Source organism: Candidatus Methylomirabilota bacterium (genome assembly GCA_035709005.1).
Lineage (GTDB): Bacteria > Methylomirabilota > Methylomirabilia > Rokubacteriales > CSP1-6 > 40CM-4-69-5.
Genome location: DASTFB010000069.1, coordinates 1 through 12427, shown reverse-complemented (window position 1 = coordinate 12427; position 12427 = coordinate 1). Strand labels below are relative to the sequence as shown.

The 12427-nt window shown below is 71.2% G+C and carries 13 protein-coding genes; 6 read left to right on the top strand and 7 right to left on the bottom strand.

Annotated features, from left to right (window positions below; all coding sequences use genetic code 11):
* From VFR64_10530 to VFR64_10515, 4 genes are all read right to left on the bottom strand, one after another.
* Positions 1-864 (bottom strand): MaoC family dehydratase N-terminal domain-containing protein, encoded by an 864-nt coding sequence (locus tag VFR64_10530; protein ID HET9490173.1) that lies wholly within the window; start codon positions 862-864, stop codon positions 1-3.
* On the bottom strand, positions 861-1754 hold the full coding sequence (locus VFR64_10525) for an alpha/beta hydrolase (GenBank protein HET9490172.1): 894 nt from the start codon (positions 1752-1754) through the stop codon (positions 861-863). The genes VFR64_10530 and VFR64_10525 overlap by 4 nt, the downstream gene beginning before the upstream one ends.
* 46 nt (positions 1755-1800) lie before the next feature.
* Entirely contained in the window at positions 1801-2604 is an 804-nt protein-coding gene (locus VFR64_10520) for a tetratricopeptide repeat protein (GenBank protein ID HET9490171.1), read from the bottom strand.
* A gap of 63 nt (positions 2605-2667) precedes the next feature.
* Positions 2668-2940: a hypothetical protein gene (locus tag VFR64_10515; protein ID HET9490170.1), complete on the bottom strand. Its 273-nt coding sequence runs from the start codon at positions 2938-2940 to the stop codon at positions 2668-2670.
* Between the two features lie 289 nt (positions 2941-3229).
* Between VFR64_10515 and VFR64_10510 the strand changes: the two genes are divergently transcribed.
* Positions 3230-4303, top strand: coding sequence for a hypothetical protein (locus VFR64_10510; protein ID HET9490169.1), 1074 nt, complete (start codon positions 3230-3232; stop codon positions 4301-4303).
* Positions 4304-4327: 24 nt separating this feature from the next.
* Here the strand turns inward: VFR64_10510 and VFR64_10505 are convergent, their stop codons facing one another.
* Positions 4328-5455: an MFS transporter gene (locus VFR64_10505; GenBank protein ID HET9490168.1), complete on the bottom strand. Its 1128-nt coding sequence runs from the start codon at positions 5453-5455 to the stop codon at positions 4328-4330.
* A gap of 146 nt (positions 5456-5601) precedes the next feature.
* Between VFR64_10505 and VFR64_10500 the strand changes: the two genes are divergently transcribed.
* Positions 5602-7029 (top strand): MmgE/PrpD family protein, encoded by a 1428-nt coding sequence (locus tag VFR64_10500; protein HET9490167.1) that lies wholly within the window; start codon positions 5602-5604, stop codon positions 7027-7029.
* Here the strand turns inward: VFR64_10500 and VFR64_10495 are convergent.
* A complete protein-coding gene (locus tag VFR64_10495; GenBank protein ID HET9490166.1) occupies positions 6941-8737 on the bottom strand; it encodes a thiamine pyrophosphate-binding protein in 1797 nt (598 codons plus the stop codon). The genes VFR64_10500 and VFR64_10495 overlap by 89 nt on opposite strands.
* 218 nt (positions 8738-8955) lie before the next feature.
* Between VFR64_10495 and VFR64_10490 the strand changes: the two genes are divergently transcribed.
* The 3 genes from VFR64_10490 (at position 8956) to VFR64_10480 (ending at position 11467) form a co-directional block, all read left to right on the top strand.
* Positions 8956-9279: a hypothetical protein gene (locus VFR64_10490; protein HET9490165.1), complete on the top strand. Its 324-nt coding sequence runs from the start codon at positions 8956-8958 to the stop codon at positions 9277-9279.
* A gap of 377 nt (positions 9280-9656) precedes the next feature.
* Positions 9657-10370 (top strand): DUF169 domain-containing protein, encoded by a 714-nt coding sequence (locus tag VFR64_10485; GenBank protein ID HET9490164.1) that lies wholly within the window; start codon positions 9657-9659, stop codon positions 10368-10370.
* Positions 10371-10381: 11 nt separating this feature from the next.
* Complete coding sequence (locus VFR64_10480) at positions 10382-11467, top strand: transglutaminase domain-containing protein (GenBank protein ID HET9490163.1); 1086 nt, start codon at positions 10382-10384, stop codon at positions 11465-11467.
* 19 nt (positions 11468-11486) lie between these two features.
* On the opposite strand, the gene VFR64_10475 is transcribed toward VFR64_10480, so the two are convergent.
* Positions 11487-11990 (bottom strand): hypothetical protein, encoded by a 504-nt coding sequence (locus VFR64_10475; GenBank protein ID HET9490162.1) that lies wholly within the window; start codon positions 11988-11990, stop codon positions 11487-11489.
* 170 nt (positions 11991-12160) lie between these two features.
* Between VFR64_10475 and VFR64_10470 the strand changes: the two genes are divergently transcribed.
* Positions 12161-12427 (top strand): pirin family protein (locus tag VFR64_10470; GenBank protein ID HET9490161.1); only part of this gene is annotated, 267 nt, incomplete at its 3' end.

Genomic DNA, 12427 nt, shown 5'->3' with positions numbered 1-12427 from the left:
TCAGGCCAGCTCGACCTCGGCGCTCATCGCGACCGTGCCCTCCGGCGTGACGGCCCAGAGCTCGCAGCCCTTGTCGGTGGGCCGGCCGCGCAGCTCGAACGGCGCCGTGTCGAACAGCGGGGCCCGGGCCTGGGTGGCGTAGGCGACGATGCGCCGGCCCGGGTTCTGGTCCCGGGCGAAGTCGATGAGCAGCGTCGTCGTCAGCGGCCCGTGCACCACCAGCCCCGGATAGCCTTCGACCTCAGTGGCCCACGGCCGGTCGTAGTGGATGCGGTGGCTGTTGAAGGTCAGCGCGGAGAACCGGAACAGCAGCACGGGCTCCGGCGTCACGCGCCGCCGCCACGGCACGTCGGCCGGAGCGGGCTCCCGGCGCGGCGCCCGGTTGCGCTCGCCCGGCTTGACCTCTTCGCGGAACGCCGTGTGGCGCTCGTCCTCCAGCGCCAGTCCCTCGGGGCCGAAGACGCGGCTGGTGACGGTCACGAACACCAGCGTCCCGGTGCCGCCCGTCTTCATGGAGATGTCGGCCAGCTCGGTCTCGCGCCGGACGGTCTCGCCGAGGCGCAGGGCCCGGTGCAGGCGCACGCGCTCGCCCGCGAACATGCGACGCGGCAGCGGCATCGGCGGGATCACGCCCGTGTCGCGCGGGCTGCCGTCGGGCCGCAGCTCCGCGGTGGCAAACCGCGGCAGAAAATAGAGGGCGAGCCAGGCCGGGGGCAGCGGGTCGCCCTCGCGCAGCTCCGGCTCGGGGCGGCCGAAGGCCAGACGCAGCAGGTTCGCCGGGCCGGGATGCAGGACATCGGTGGCGGTCAGCGTGCGGCCGATGTGCGACTTGAGGTCGTCGATGTTGAGCGCTGTGGTCGTCATCGTGCAGTCTCCGCGAGGAAGGCGCGGACGAGCCGGAGGAACTCGTCCAGGCGGTCGTGGTGGAGCCAGTGCCCGGCCCCGTCGATGCCGACGACCCTGGCGTGGCGGAAGTGCGCCGCGCGTCCGTCCGTGGCCGGATCACCCGCCCAGCGGCTCTCCTTGCCGTGCAGCAGCAGCGTGGGGCACGCGATCCGCCCCCACAGATGCTGGATGTCGCGGCTGGACATATCGTAGGGCAGCCACGAGCGCACGTAGTTGTCGAACTTCCACGAGTACGTGCCGTCCTCGTTCTGGTTGACGCCGTGCACGGTCAGATGCCGGGCCTGCTCGGCCGTGAGGTGCGGGTTCTCTTCCTGCATGCGCTTGAAGGCGTCCTCGATGGAGGCGTAGCGCCGCGGCGGCCGCCCGGCCAGGCCGCGCTGCTCACGAATCCAGTCGTCCATCCGCTGGTCGATCATCCGGGCCGCGCGCTCGGCCAGGCGCGCCGGCGAGGGGCCCAGGCCTTCGATGGCGACCAGCCGCGCCACGGTGGCGGGATAGATCCCCGCGTAGCGGAGAGCGACCACGCCGCCGAGCGAATGCGCGATGATGGTCACCGGGGCCAGCCGCTGCTGGTGGATCAGCTGAGCCAGGTCGTAGATGTAGCTGGCCAGCGTGTAGCTGCCATCGGTGGACCACTGGCTGTCCCCGTGCCCGCGCAGGTCGGGCGCGATCACGTGCCACTCCTCGCGCAGCGCCTCGGCCACCCAGTCCCAGTTGCGGCAGTGGTCGCGCCCGCCGTGGACGAGCACCAGCGGGGGGTTGTCCCCGTGGCCCCAGTCGACGTAGTGCAGGCGCAGCCGCTGAGAGAAGTAGGTGTGAGAGGTCGGGCCCGGTCCGTGATCAGCCATCGGCTCGGCCCGTATGCTAACACCCCGGCTGGCGACCGCGCGGTCGTCACTCCAGCCCTTGCTTGCGCATGGCCGCGAGAAACCGGTCCAGGTCGGCTGGCCGCCGGTAGGGAAGACGCTGGCGCAGGACCGCCAGCGAGGCCTCCGGGCTGAGCCGAGTGGTCGTCTCCCACTCCACGCGGGCCTGGTCGGGCCGGCCCATCTCGGAGAAGAGCACGGCCAGGTACGCGTGCGCCGGCAAGAAGTTGGGGTTCTGTTCCACGAGCCTGCTGAAGGCCTCCACGGCGTCCCGGCGCCGCCCGGCCACGAAGTGGGCGTGGCCCAGCGTCCACAGATGCGAAAAGGGGTAGTGGGGATTGAGGCGCATGGCCTGACGGACGAGCCGCGCGCTTTCGTCGGGCTGGCCCGCCCAGCCAAGCACCTCGGCCAGGGTCTCGTACCCCTCGGCGTCGCCGGGAGCCAGCGCGAGGCTCCGCTCGGCGTGGGCGATGGCGGTGTCGTGGGTCTTGCTCCACAGATCGATCTGAGCCAGCAGACGGTGGGCGTCGGCCCGCGTCTCGTCGAGCGCGACCGCGCGCCGGGCCAGCGCTCGGGCCCGCTCCAGGCTCGCCGGATCCGTCGTCCACAGCAGCTGCCAGCTCTGCAAGTGGGCCCAGCCGAGCCCGGCGGCCGCGCCGGCGAAGTCCGGATCCAGGTCGAGGGCCTTCACGAACAGTTGCCGCGCCTCGGCGTTGCTGTCACGGGTCGTACGCCGGAGAACGTGCCGCCCCTGGAGTACGAGATCGTAGGCCTCGGGGTTGCCGGTGGGCGTCTGGCTCAGGCGTCCGCGCTCGCCCTCGGTCAGTCTCACGGCCAGGCCGTGAACGGGCGGCGATGTTCACGCCGTCGCCGTAGACCCGCGCATCGTCGACGATCACATCGCCGAGGTTGATGCCGATGGGGAGCGCATCGGACGCGAGACCGGCACCGCGGCGTTCCGGCTCTGGAGCTCTCGCTGGATCTCCACGGCGCACTCGACGGTGTGAACCACGCTCCCGAACTCGGCCAGGACGTTGTCCTCCGGCTGCTCGGCACCGCGCGGCGCCTGGATCTCGTCGATCTCCATGCGGTCGGCGAACGCCGCCGACGCCGCCGTCAGCACGCCGAGCGCCATGAGCACAGCGGCAAACGTCTTCACTGCGTTCATGTTCTACACGTCACCTCCTCCGGGTCCATCACTTGGGATTCAGCGCGGCCAACTTCGCCGGCCTCAGGGCGCCGCCACGGAACCTCACCGCGCCGGACGCAACAAGCGCAAGCAGGCTCGGCCGTCCTGACTCGGCGCCGCGGCAATATGGCATGCGGCGCGACCTGAGGCGTTTGTCGGATACCTCGTAAGCCGCTGTCCCCTCGATCGCCGCGGGCGTTCGCGGTATGGCATCCGGCGTGCAGCCTCCGCGTCGGGCCCGCACGAGGCGCGCCCGAGGAGGGACGACATGTTCTGGGACGGCTTCAACCGACGCCCCCGCTTGATCCTGCTTCTGACCGCGATGCTGGTCGCGGCGCTGTCCACTCGCTGCACGCTGCCCATCGCGACGACCGAGCCCTACGTCGATGCGGTGCAGCAGCTCAAGGAGCGCCGGGCCGATGTCGACGCCTACGCTCGCCAATGCTTCACGCAGGGCTGGGGCGCCGACCCTGCGTACGGCACCATGACGAGACGCCAGGCCCACGCCAAGGCCGAGCAGCTCGTCGCCGTCCACACGGCGCGGCTGGCCGCCTGGGAGACGTGCCACCGCGAGATCGGGCCCAAGCTGGAGGCGTATCGTGACGCGGTCGAGCAGGCGAAGGCCCGGATCCCCTCGGCCCCTCATGTGGGCTCCCCGGACGCCGATCGAATCGGTCAGCTCCTCGACGAGTCGGTGCAGAGCACGACGGCACTCGCCCGCGAGGCGTTCCCCACCGTCGTCGAGCTGGAGCGCGCGTACCTGGAGCACTTCCGCCAGCTCCAGGCCGGCACTCCGGGCGGCAAGAAACGGCTTGCCTTCCCGGACCACATCGAGCGCCGCGAACGGCAGGTCATCCGGGCGATGCACCAGCAGGTCGCCAGCGCCGCCGCCTACGCGGAAGCGCTGCACCGACTGGCCCCGTCCCCGGAAACACGGGCCCGCATGAACACGGCCCGGATCATGGCGGCGATCTACCGCGGCCTCGACGGCGCCACTGCCGACGACGCCCGAACCGACGCCGAGCGGTTCAGCGGGTTCCGACGCGAGGTGCAGGCGGCGCGGAGCATCGTCGAGGGCGAGCTCGACGATCCCGCGTACGCGCAGTTCCGGCCGAAGACGGTGGCGCGGTACCGGACGATGCTCGGCGAGCTCAAGAAGGCCGACGCCACCCTGGGCAAGCTGGTGACGCTGGCCGAGCGTGGTCCGAACGGCGGCAAGGCCGCCCGCTCGGGAAAGGTCCTGGCCAGATTTCAGACTCAGACGGGCAAGCTGCTGACTTCGGTGCGGGCTATCGTCACCCGCGTGGAGGGGCTGGCGCAGTCCATCGACGCCGAGCCCTGATCCAGGCGCGGCCGGACGGCGCCCTCACAGGCGCCGCCCGCCCGCGGCCACACCGAACCCCGCCCCCAGCAAACCCGCCGCCGCGCAGAAGACGCCCAGAGCCCCGAAGCCCCACTGGGCAATCAACCACCCGCCGAGCGCGCCGGCCCCGAGCCAGCCGATGCTCTGGGTGGTGGTGTTGAGACCGAGCACGGCGCCCCGCACGCTCGCCGGAACCTCGCTCAGGCTGGCGATCAGGGCGGGCCGGCCGACGGCGTTGGCCAGCGTGTAGGCGAAGCCCAGCGCGATCGAGCCGGCGAGCCCCGGCTGCCAGAGCAGCAGCGGCAGGGCGAGGGCGGCGGTGACCGCCGACGCGACGGCGAACGCCACGGGCCGGTCGGGAACGCGGTCGGCGAGCGGCCCGCCCAGCAGGTTGCCGGCCAGGTTACCCAGCGCCACCAGCGCGAGCGCCACCGCGAGGAGCGTGAAGGACACGGCGTAGGTGGCGATCAAGTACGTGGCCAGGTACACGGCCACGGCAACGAAGCACGCCCGCTCCATCGCGGTCGCGCCGTACAGCGCCACCAGGCGCCGGTCGAGCACGGTGCGCAGCGAGGCCGCGGCCAGCTGGCCGTCGCGCTCGCGGGGGTTGCCGCGGGGCACCGTGAGCCAGAGGGGCAGGATGAGCGCGAGCATCGCCAGACCCTGCAGGCCGATGGAGCCACGCCAGTCGATCCAACTGGCGATGAACGTCACCAGCGGCACGCCGAAGACGAACGACAGCGATTGGCCATTGATGACGGTGCCGAGCGCTCGTCCCCGCTCGGCGGAGGGCACGTGGTCCGACACGACCGCAAAAATGCCCGTCGTGTAGGCGCCGCCGCCGACGCCTCCGATGAGCTGGGCCAGCGCCGCCACCAGGTACGAGGGAGCCAGCGCGAGCATGAGCCGGGAGCCGCCCAGCACGAGCAGACCGGCCAGCAGGATCGGCCGGCGACCCAGCCGGTCCGAGGCCGGCCCTGCCAGCAGCGAGACGAGGCCCCACGAGATGGAGTTGATCGCCACGAGGGACCCCACGAGCGCCAGGTCGGCCTGGAGGTCGCGGGCCATGTCGAGCAGGAAGGGCGCGATGGCGATTCCCGCGCTCGTGGCGAGAAAGACGCCAGCGGTGATGCCGGCGAGCGCGAGCCGGGACAGGGCGGGCCCCTTTCCGTGTTCAGGGTGGCAGCGCTCCGCACTCTAGCACGAGTCCTTGTCAGTCAGGCGCCGGACAGCTACGCTCGGGCACGAGCAGGCCTGAGATCTGCGAGGAGACGCCGATGGAGCGTGAGGCGACAGCGGTGCTGGCCCGATTCGCGGCGACGGTCACCTACGAGCGCATTCCCGAGGCCGCGCGGGAGGCATGCAAGCGGCTGCTGCTCGATGCCCTGGCCTGCGCGCTGGCCGGCCACCGGGGCGACGAGACCCATCAGGTCGCCGCCCTGGCCGCGGCGCTGGCCCGCTCCGAGGAGAGCAGCGTGATCGGCGGCCATCGCCTGTCGCTGGCGGGCGCCACGCTGCTCAACGGATACCTGGTGACGGCGGTCACCATGTGCGACGTCCACCGCCCGACCGCCACGCACGTCACCCCGGGGGTGATCCCGCCGGCGCTGGCCATCGCGGAGCGGGACGCCCGGCCGGGTCGCGAGCTGCTCGTGGCGATCGCCGCGGGCTGCGAGACGACGACGCGGATCGGTGTCGGGCTCGACTACCCGGCATTTCGCGATCGGGGCTGGCACGGACCCGGCGTCATCGGTCCCTTCGGCGCCGCCGCGGCCGCGGGCCGGCTGCGCGGCTTTGACCCGGAGACCATGGCGGCGGCGTTCGGCCTGGCCGGGAGCCAGGCCGCCGGCACGTACGCGGCGTGGGGCACGCCGGCGGTGAAGTTCCATCAGTGCCGCGGCGCGCTGTCGGGGCTCATGGCGGCGCTCCTGGCCGAGCAGCGATTCGTGGCCACGAGGCACTTCCTCACCGCCGCCGACGGCGGACTTTACACCAGCTACTCGAACGGCGGGCGGCCCGAGGCGGTCACGGACGCCCTGGGCGATCGCTGGGAGCTGGAGCAGATCGGGCTGCGATTATGGCCCTCGGCGTCGGCCACCCAGGGGATGGTCACGGCCACGTTCGAGCTGGTGGAGCGACACCAGCTCACCCCCGGCCGGACGAAGCGGCTGCGGGTCTGGCTCGGCAAGGCGGCGTACGACCTGCACGCGGGCTTCTCGCGGTGGCAGGGAAAGTTCGAGGCATTGCTGTCCGCCCACTACGCCGCCGCCGCAGTCCTGCACGACCGTGAGCTGTCGCTGGCGCAGTTCGAGCGCGAGCGTTACACGGATGCCGCGCTGCAGCGGTTCGCCGCCGCCCAGGTGGAAGTTGCCTGCGATCCCAGCCTGAACGGCTCCCAGGCGGTCGTCGAGGCCGACACCACCGACGGCGCCACGCTCGTCGCGCGATGCGCGCATCCCCGGGGGGCGCCGGAAAACCCGTTGTCCTGGAGCGAGCTGGAGAAGAAGTTCCGCACGTACGCCAGGGGCCGGCTCGTGGACTCGCGAATCGACCACGCGCTGGACGCGGTCTCCCGGCTGGAGCGGCTGGACTCTACCGGAACACTGATGGCTCTGCTCAGCGCTCAGGATGGTAGCGCCCGCCGATCGCGGGTGGACGGTGACCCAGCCCCGGCAGCTCCCACACGCCGGCTCCACCCGGGTTGAGATCGGCCGCGATGCTGGCGTCGATCAGGAAGGGCTGGCCTGCCGCGACCGCGTGCTTGACGGCCTCGGCCAGCTCGCCGGCCTTCTCCACGCGCACGCCCTCGACGCCGGCCGAGCGCGCCATCGCCGCGAAGTCCGGGCTGTAGGGCTCGCCCGTGCCGGGCAGCCGGAAATCGGTGACCAGCTCCCGCCCGCCCAGGTATCCGCGCTGCAGCCCCCGGATGGACGCGTAGCCTGCGTTGTTCCAGACGACCCAGACCACGGGAATGTCGTACTCGACGGCCGTGCCGAGCACGCTGGCGTGCATGAAGAAGGCGCCGTCGCCGCACACCGACACGCAGGGCCGGTGGGGCGCGGCCAGCTTGGCTCCCAGCACGCCGGCCACGCCGAAGCCCATGGGACCGAAGCCCATAGAGCCGACCAGCGAGTCGGGCCGCCGGGGACGGCAGAACTGAAGCAGCCAGTTGTGGTGGACCCCGATGTCGCTCACGACAATGGCGTCCTCGGGCAACGCGCGGTCGATCTCGTGCGCCGCGCGCTGGGGGTGGATCGGCGTGCTGTCGTCCCGATAGCCAGGCGCCACGAGCTCCTCCCACTGCTGGCGATAGCCCGCGATGGCCTGCAGCCAGGCCGCCCGCCCCGCCGGGACTTCGCGGGGCAGCCGCCGCTGGTCCAGCTCGGCCAGGACCTGGCGCAGGAACGTGCGGACGTCCGCCATGAGGCCGAGGGCGACGGGGTAGTTGCGAGCGATCTCGTCGGGGTCGATGTCCACGTGAATCAGCCGAGTGGGCGGGATGCTGAAGGAGTAGCCGGGGATCCAGCTGCTCGACGTGCGGTCGTCGAAGCGCACGCCGAGGGCCAGCAGCACGTCGGCCTGACGGGCGGCGTGGTTGGCCTGGTACGTTCCGCTCCGCGAGACCAGGCCGAGGGCCAGCGGATGAGTGGCGTCGATGGCGCCCATCCCGCTGGCCGAGCAGGCGACCGGGATCTGCAGCCGCTCGGCGAGGGCCACCAGGTCCGCCGCCGCCCCGCCGTACTTCACGCCCTGGCCGACGACGATCACGGGCCGCTCGGCGGCCAGCAGCAGATCGACGGCCCGGCCCAGCCCGTCCGGATCGGCCCCGCAGCGCGAGCTGATGTTCCGGTTCCAGTCGGCCGCGCGCGGCATCTCGACGTCCGCCTCTTCCTTGAAGATGTCGAACGGCACGTCGAGGACCACGGGCCCCGGCCGGCCCGTCACCATGGTCTTCCACGACTGCCGTACGGCGAGCGGCACCATGTCCGCGCGGGTCGGCTGGAACACCCGCTTGCAGTAGGCGCGCACGGTCGAGGGATAGTCGGCCTGGTGGAAGCGATAGGTCTCCTGGAACGCCCCCCGGTTGAACTGGCTAGTGGGGACGTTGCCGGTCACGGCCAGGAAGGGCACGGAGTCGAAGAAGGAGTTGGCCAGGCAGATCGGCAGGTTGGCGGAGCCGGGGCCGCACGACGTGAACGTCGCCACCGGCTGCCCCGACACCCGATAGTAGACGTCGGCCATGAAGCCGGCGACCGTCTCGTGGTGCACGGAGAGGGCCTTGATCTCGTCGGCCCGCTCGTAGAAGGCGTCGATAAGGCTGATGTTGCCGTGCCCGCACAGACCGAACAGATATGGCACGCGCTCCTGGACGAGGTAGTCGACGATGATCTGGCCGCCGTTCATACGCGCCATGACGTCCCTTCCTTCACGTGAAGAAGTTGTCCCCGCGGCACCCCATTGTAGTCCACGAAGGCCGGGCCGGGGCGCCGCCCGGCGTCCACCGGGCGCGGCCAGGGTCACCAGGAAGCAGCTCCCGTCGGGCTCGCGCCCGAGGTAGCGGGCCTCGCCGCCATGACGCTGGGCGATCTGACGCACCAGCGAAAGCCCGAGCCCGGCACCTCGTGCCTTCCGTGCCAGCGGCCGATGCGCTCGGCCAGCTGTTTGCGCTGCTCGGAAGTGAGCACGTCGGCCACGTCGGCCAGCGCCCCCACGAAACGCTGCGACGCCTGCTCGGCCAGTCGAAGCTGATCGACCCGCAGGGCCTCGAGGGCCGCCCGATCGACGCGGTCCCGCGTCGACAGCTCGACCGCCTGTCGCCGCGCGCGTGCATGCGGGTGCGCAAGGGCAGCAGGTCGGCGGCCGCCGCCTTCACGATCGGAGCGAGCTGTTGTTTCTGCGCGTCGGTGGCGTCGATCTCGGCGTACAGGTGTCTGAGCATGCGCTCCAGGCGCTGATCCAGCGCCGCCGGATCGAACCGCGCGCTCAGGAAACTTCCACGGTGCCAGCCGCCCGGGCCGTGGGCGAAGGCCTTGATGCCGATGGCGCTCGCTATCCCGGCGATGAGGATCGCGATCACGGCCCGACGCGCGAACCGGCGCCGCGAGGGCTGAGGATGGGACGACGGAGTCGCTGTCACGTCACTCATGGCTCTGCTCCTTCTCGGGGGATGTCCAAGCGCGCCCCCCCGTCGTCAAGGAGTGTGGGGGCAGCCGGTGAACCGCGTGTGTCGCCACGTAAAGTTCTGTTAAGTGGAAGGCCGCACCGGGCCCATCATCCGGCTGGTGCACCGGCGCCCGTCCGTGTACCCTACGTCGCCGAAAGGACGGGAAGGATGAACAACTACCGGCACCTCGAGCAGCAGCTCTCCGAGAAGCTCGGCCTGCAGCGCCGCCCGGTTGCCGTCGCCTTCCGAGACACCCCGCCGCCGGGGGTCGCGAAATTCGGCGGCTCCGAGCCGTCCGGCTGCAGCTTCTGGCGTCTGGCGATGCACGGACGCGCCTTCTATACGGTACCGGCCGACCACCTGAACTGCCCGATCGGCAGCTACACCCACAACATTCCGCTTCCTCCGGAACGCGCGCCGGAGCTGGAGCAGACGCTGGGCCTGATGGCGAGCATCGGCTACATCACGATGGAAGAGGTCGGAGGAATTCCCCGTCTGCCCCGCACGCCCGGCGTGGTCGTCTACGCGCCCCTGGGGCAGACGCCGGTGGATCCCGACGTCGTCCTGTTTGCAGGACAACCCGGGCGGGTCATGCTGCTGCAGGAAGCCGCGCTCCGGGCCGGCGTCGCCGCCGGGGTGGTACCGCTGCTCGCTCGCCCGACGTGCATGGCGCTGCCGGCCGCGCTGTCCGCGGGGGCCGTGGCCAGCACGGCCTGCATCGGCAACCGGGTGTACACGGATGTCGGCGACGACGAGCTCTACGTCGTGGTCCCAGGGAAGGATCTGCCCCGCGTCGTCGACCAGGTCAGCACGATCACGGGCGCCAACACCCAGCTGTCCCAGTACCATCGCGAACGGCGCCGGACCCTGGCGACCGAGTGATGCGGGGGGGCATGCCCGTCCCGGTTGCGATCCTGACACCGGTGATCGTGGCCTGGTCCGCGACGGCCGGCGCCCAGGGCACGGAACTCATCCGGCAGGCGTCGTTCGAGTTGCGCAATGAGCTGACAGTGACGGTCCCCCGGGGAGCCCGCCGCGTCCGGGTATGGATGGCGATGCCCCAGGACAACGACCCGGCGCAGCAGGTGCGCGGGCTGGACATCCGGGCGCCCTACCCACACCAGGTCGAGATGGATTCGGAAGGGAGCCGGCTGCTCTATCTGGAGGTGCGCAACCCAACCGTCACGGAATTCACGATCGTGCAGACGTTCGGACTCACTCGCTCGGAGGTCCGCGATCCGATCGATCCCCGTTCGGCCCGGCCGCTGACCGACGCGGAGCGGCAGAGCTTCGCGAAGTACCTGGCGCCGAACAAGCACGTCGTCATCGACGGCGCGATCCGCCGGCTGGCCGCCGAGATCGTCGGCGACGAGACGAATCCGGTGCTGGCGGCGCGCCTGCTCTACGACTGGGTGCTCTACAACGTGGACCACTGGGTCAAGGCCCCCCGCACCCGCCAGGCCTCCTCGATGGGCAGCAGCACTCACGCCCTGAACCTCCGCACCGGCGACTGCGCCGATTTCCAGTCGCTCTGGACGGCACTGGCGCGAGCCCGGGGGATTCCCAGCCAGATCGTGTATGGCGCCCTGCTCGAGCCGGATCTGGCGGGCCGGGCCGCCGACGTGGGCGTTCACTGCTGGGCCGAGTTCTACGCGGCCGGGCTGGGATGGCTGCATCACGACGTGGCGGTGGCCGACCTCTACGAAGGGACCTACCCCGTGACCGTCGCCAACGAGCGCCTCGTCCGCCGGCACACCCCGGACGGCACGTACGGGGCGGACCAGTCCAGGATCGATCACTACTTCGGAACCCTGGACGAGCGCCGGGTTGTCTTCTCGCGTAACCGGGATCTCTTGCTGAGTCCCCCGGCGGAGGGCCAGGCCGTGAACGTCCTGGCCAAGGCGTATGTCGAGGTGGACGGCAGAGTGCATCCCGAAGGGCCCGGCTGGACGCGGACGCTCACCTATCGGGAGCGGTGAGGTCGTTCCCGGCGCCGGCCTACTTGCGGGTCGGCTGCAACCGGCGCACCGGCGCCAGGGGCACGTATCCGGCCAGCAAGATCCAGCTCACGGTGGCGCCGATCAGGATCCCTACGATGATCCGGAGCGCCAGATAGCAATACGACTGCACGACGGCGAATTGCTCGGGTGTCAGGGGCAAGACGACCCGATGCGCCTCGGCCAGCGATGGGAACAGCGCGATGCCGGCCGCCATCACCGTCACGAGAAAGGCGCCCACGCCGAAGGGGCGCGCCATGCGAGTGACGCTCTCCGTGGTGATGATCGCGGCCACCGCGCTCAAGAACAGCCCGAGCTCGGCCACCCGACTGAGCGCCGGCGTCTGGAATCCCGCGAACAGGTTCAGCAGGTCCGCGGATCCCAACACCCAGGTCAGCGCTGCGGGCAGGACGTCGTGGAACAGCACGTGGCCCGCGACGCCGAAGCACGCGAGCAGCTTCGCCAACCACTCCCAGCGCCCCGAGGTGCCTGGCTCGTCGATCATCATCGGCCTCCGGGCCGGACATCGAGCAGAATCGGTGCCAACACTGCAATCGCGCGCAGATAGCGCATTCACGCGCTGTGCCGGAGGCGCGAGGTGCCACGCCGACATGCCGGGATGACAGTGCATCCCGGTGGGATATCGCCGCATCCCAAGAGCGGAAGGAGATCGTCATGACGGCGACGTCGCCGGGCCGCTCGGTCGCTCGCATCGCGGACGGGGTTCGCACGCTCGAGGGCGCGGGCTTCGCCGTGCGACGCCCCTTTCCCACGCCGATGCTCGACCACGTCGATCCGTTCCTGCTCCTCGACGAGATGGGTCCGGCCGACCTCGGGCCCGGCGAGGCCAAGGGCGCGCCCGACCACCCGCACCGCGGCTTCGAGACGGTGACCTACATGCTCCACGGCGAGCTCGAGCATCGCGATTCGGCGGGCCACGCC

What these genes read in the sequence shown, in the direction of transcription:
- VFR64_10515 (HET9490170.1), bottom strand. Translation starts at nt 2,940, where the DNA reads ATGAACGCAGTGAAGACGTTTGCCGCTGTGCTCATGGCGCTCGGCGTG.
- VFR64_10530 (HET9490173.1), bottom strand. Translation starts at nt 864, where the DNA reads ATGACGACCACAGCGCTCAACATCGACGACCTCAAGTCGCACATCGGC.
- VFR64_10500 (HET9490167.1), top strand. Translation starts at nt 5,602, where the DNA reads ATGGAGCGTGAGGCGACAGCGGTGCTGGCCCGATTCGCGGCGACGGTC.
- VFR64_10485 (HET9490164.1), top strand. Translation starts at nt 9,657, where the DNA reads ATGAACAACTACCGGCACCTCGAGCAGCAGCTCTCCGAGAAGCTCGGC.
- VFR64_10510 (HET9490169.1), top strand. Translation starts at nt 3,230, where the DNA reads ATGTTCTGGGACGGCTTCAACCGACGCCCCCGCTTGATCCTGCTTCTG.
- VFR64_10480 (HET9490163.1), top strand. Translation starts at nt 10,382, where the DNA reads ATGCCCGTCCCGGTTGCGATCCTGACACCGGTGATCGTGGCCTGGTCC.
- VFR64_10525 (HET9490172.1), bottom strand. Translation starts at nt 1,754, where the DNA reads ATGGCTGATCACGGACCGGGCCCGACCTCTCACACCTACTTCTCTCAG.
- VFR64_10495 (HET9490166.1), bottom strand. Translation starts at nt 8,737, where the DNA reads ATGGCGCGTATGAACGGCGGCCAGATCATCGTCGACTACCTCGTCCAG.
- VFR64_10475 (HET9490162.1), bottom strand. Translation starts at nt 11,990, where the DNA reads ATGATCGACGAGCCAGGCACCTCGGGGCGCTGGGAGTGGTTGGCGAAG.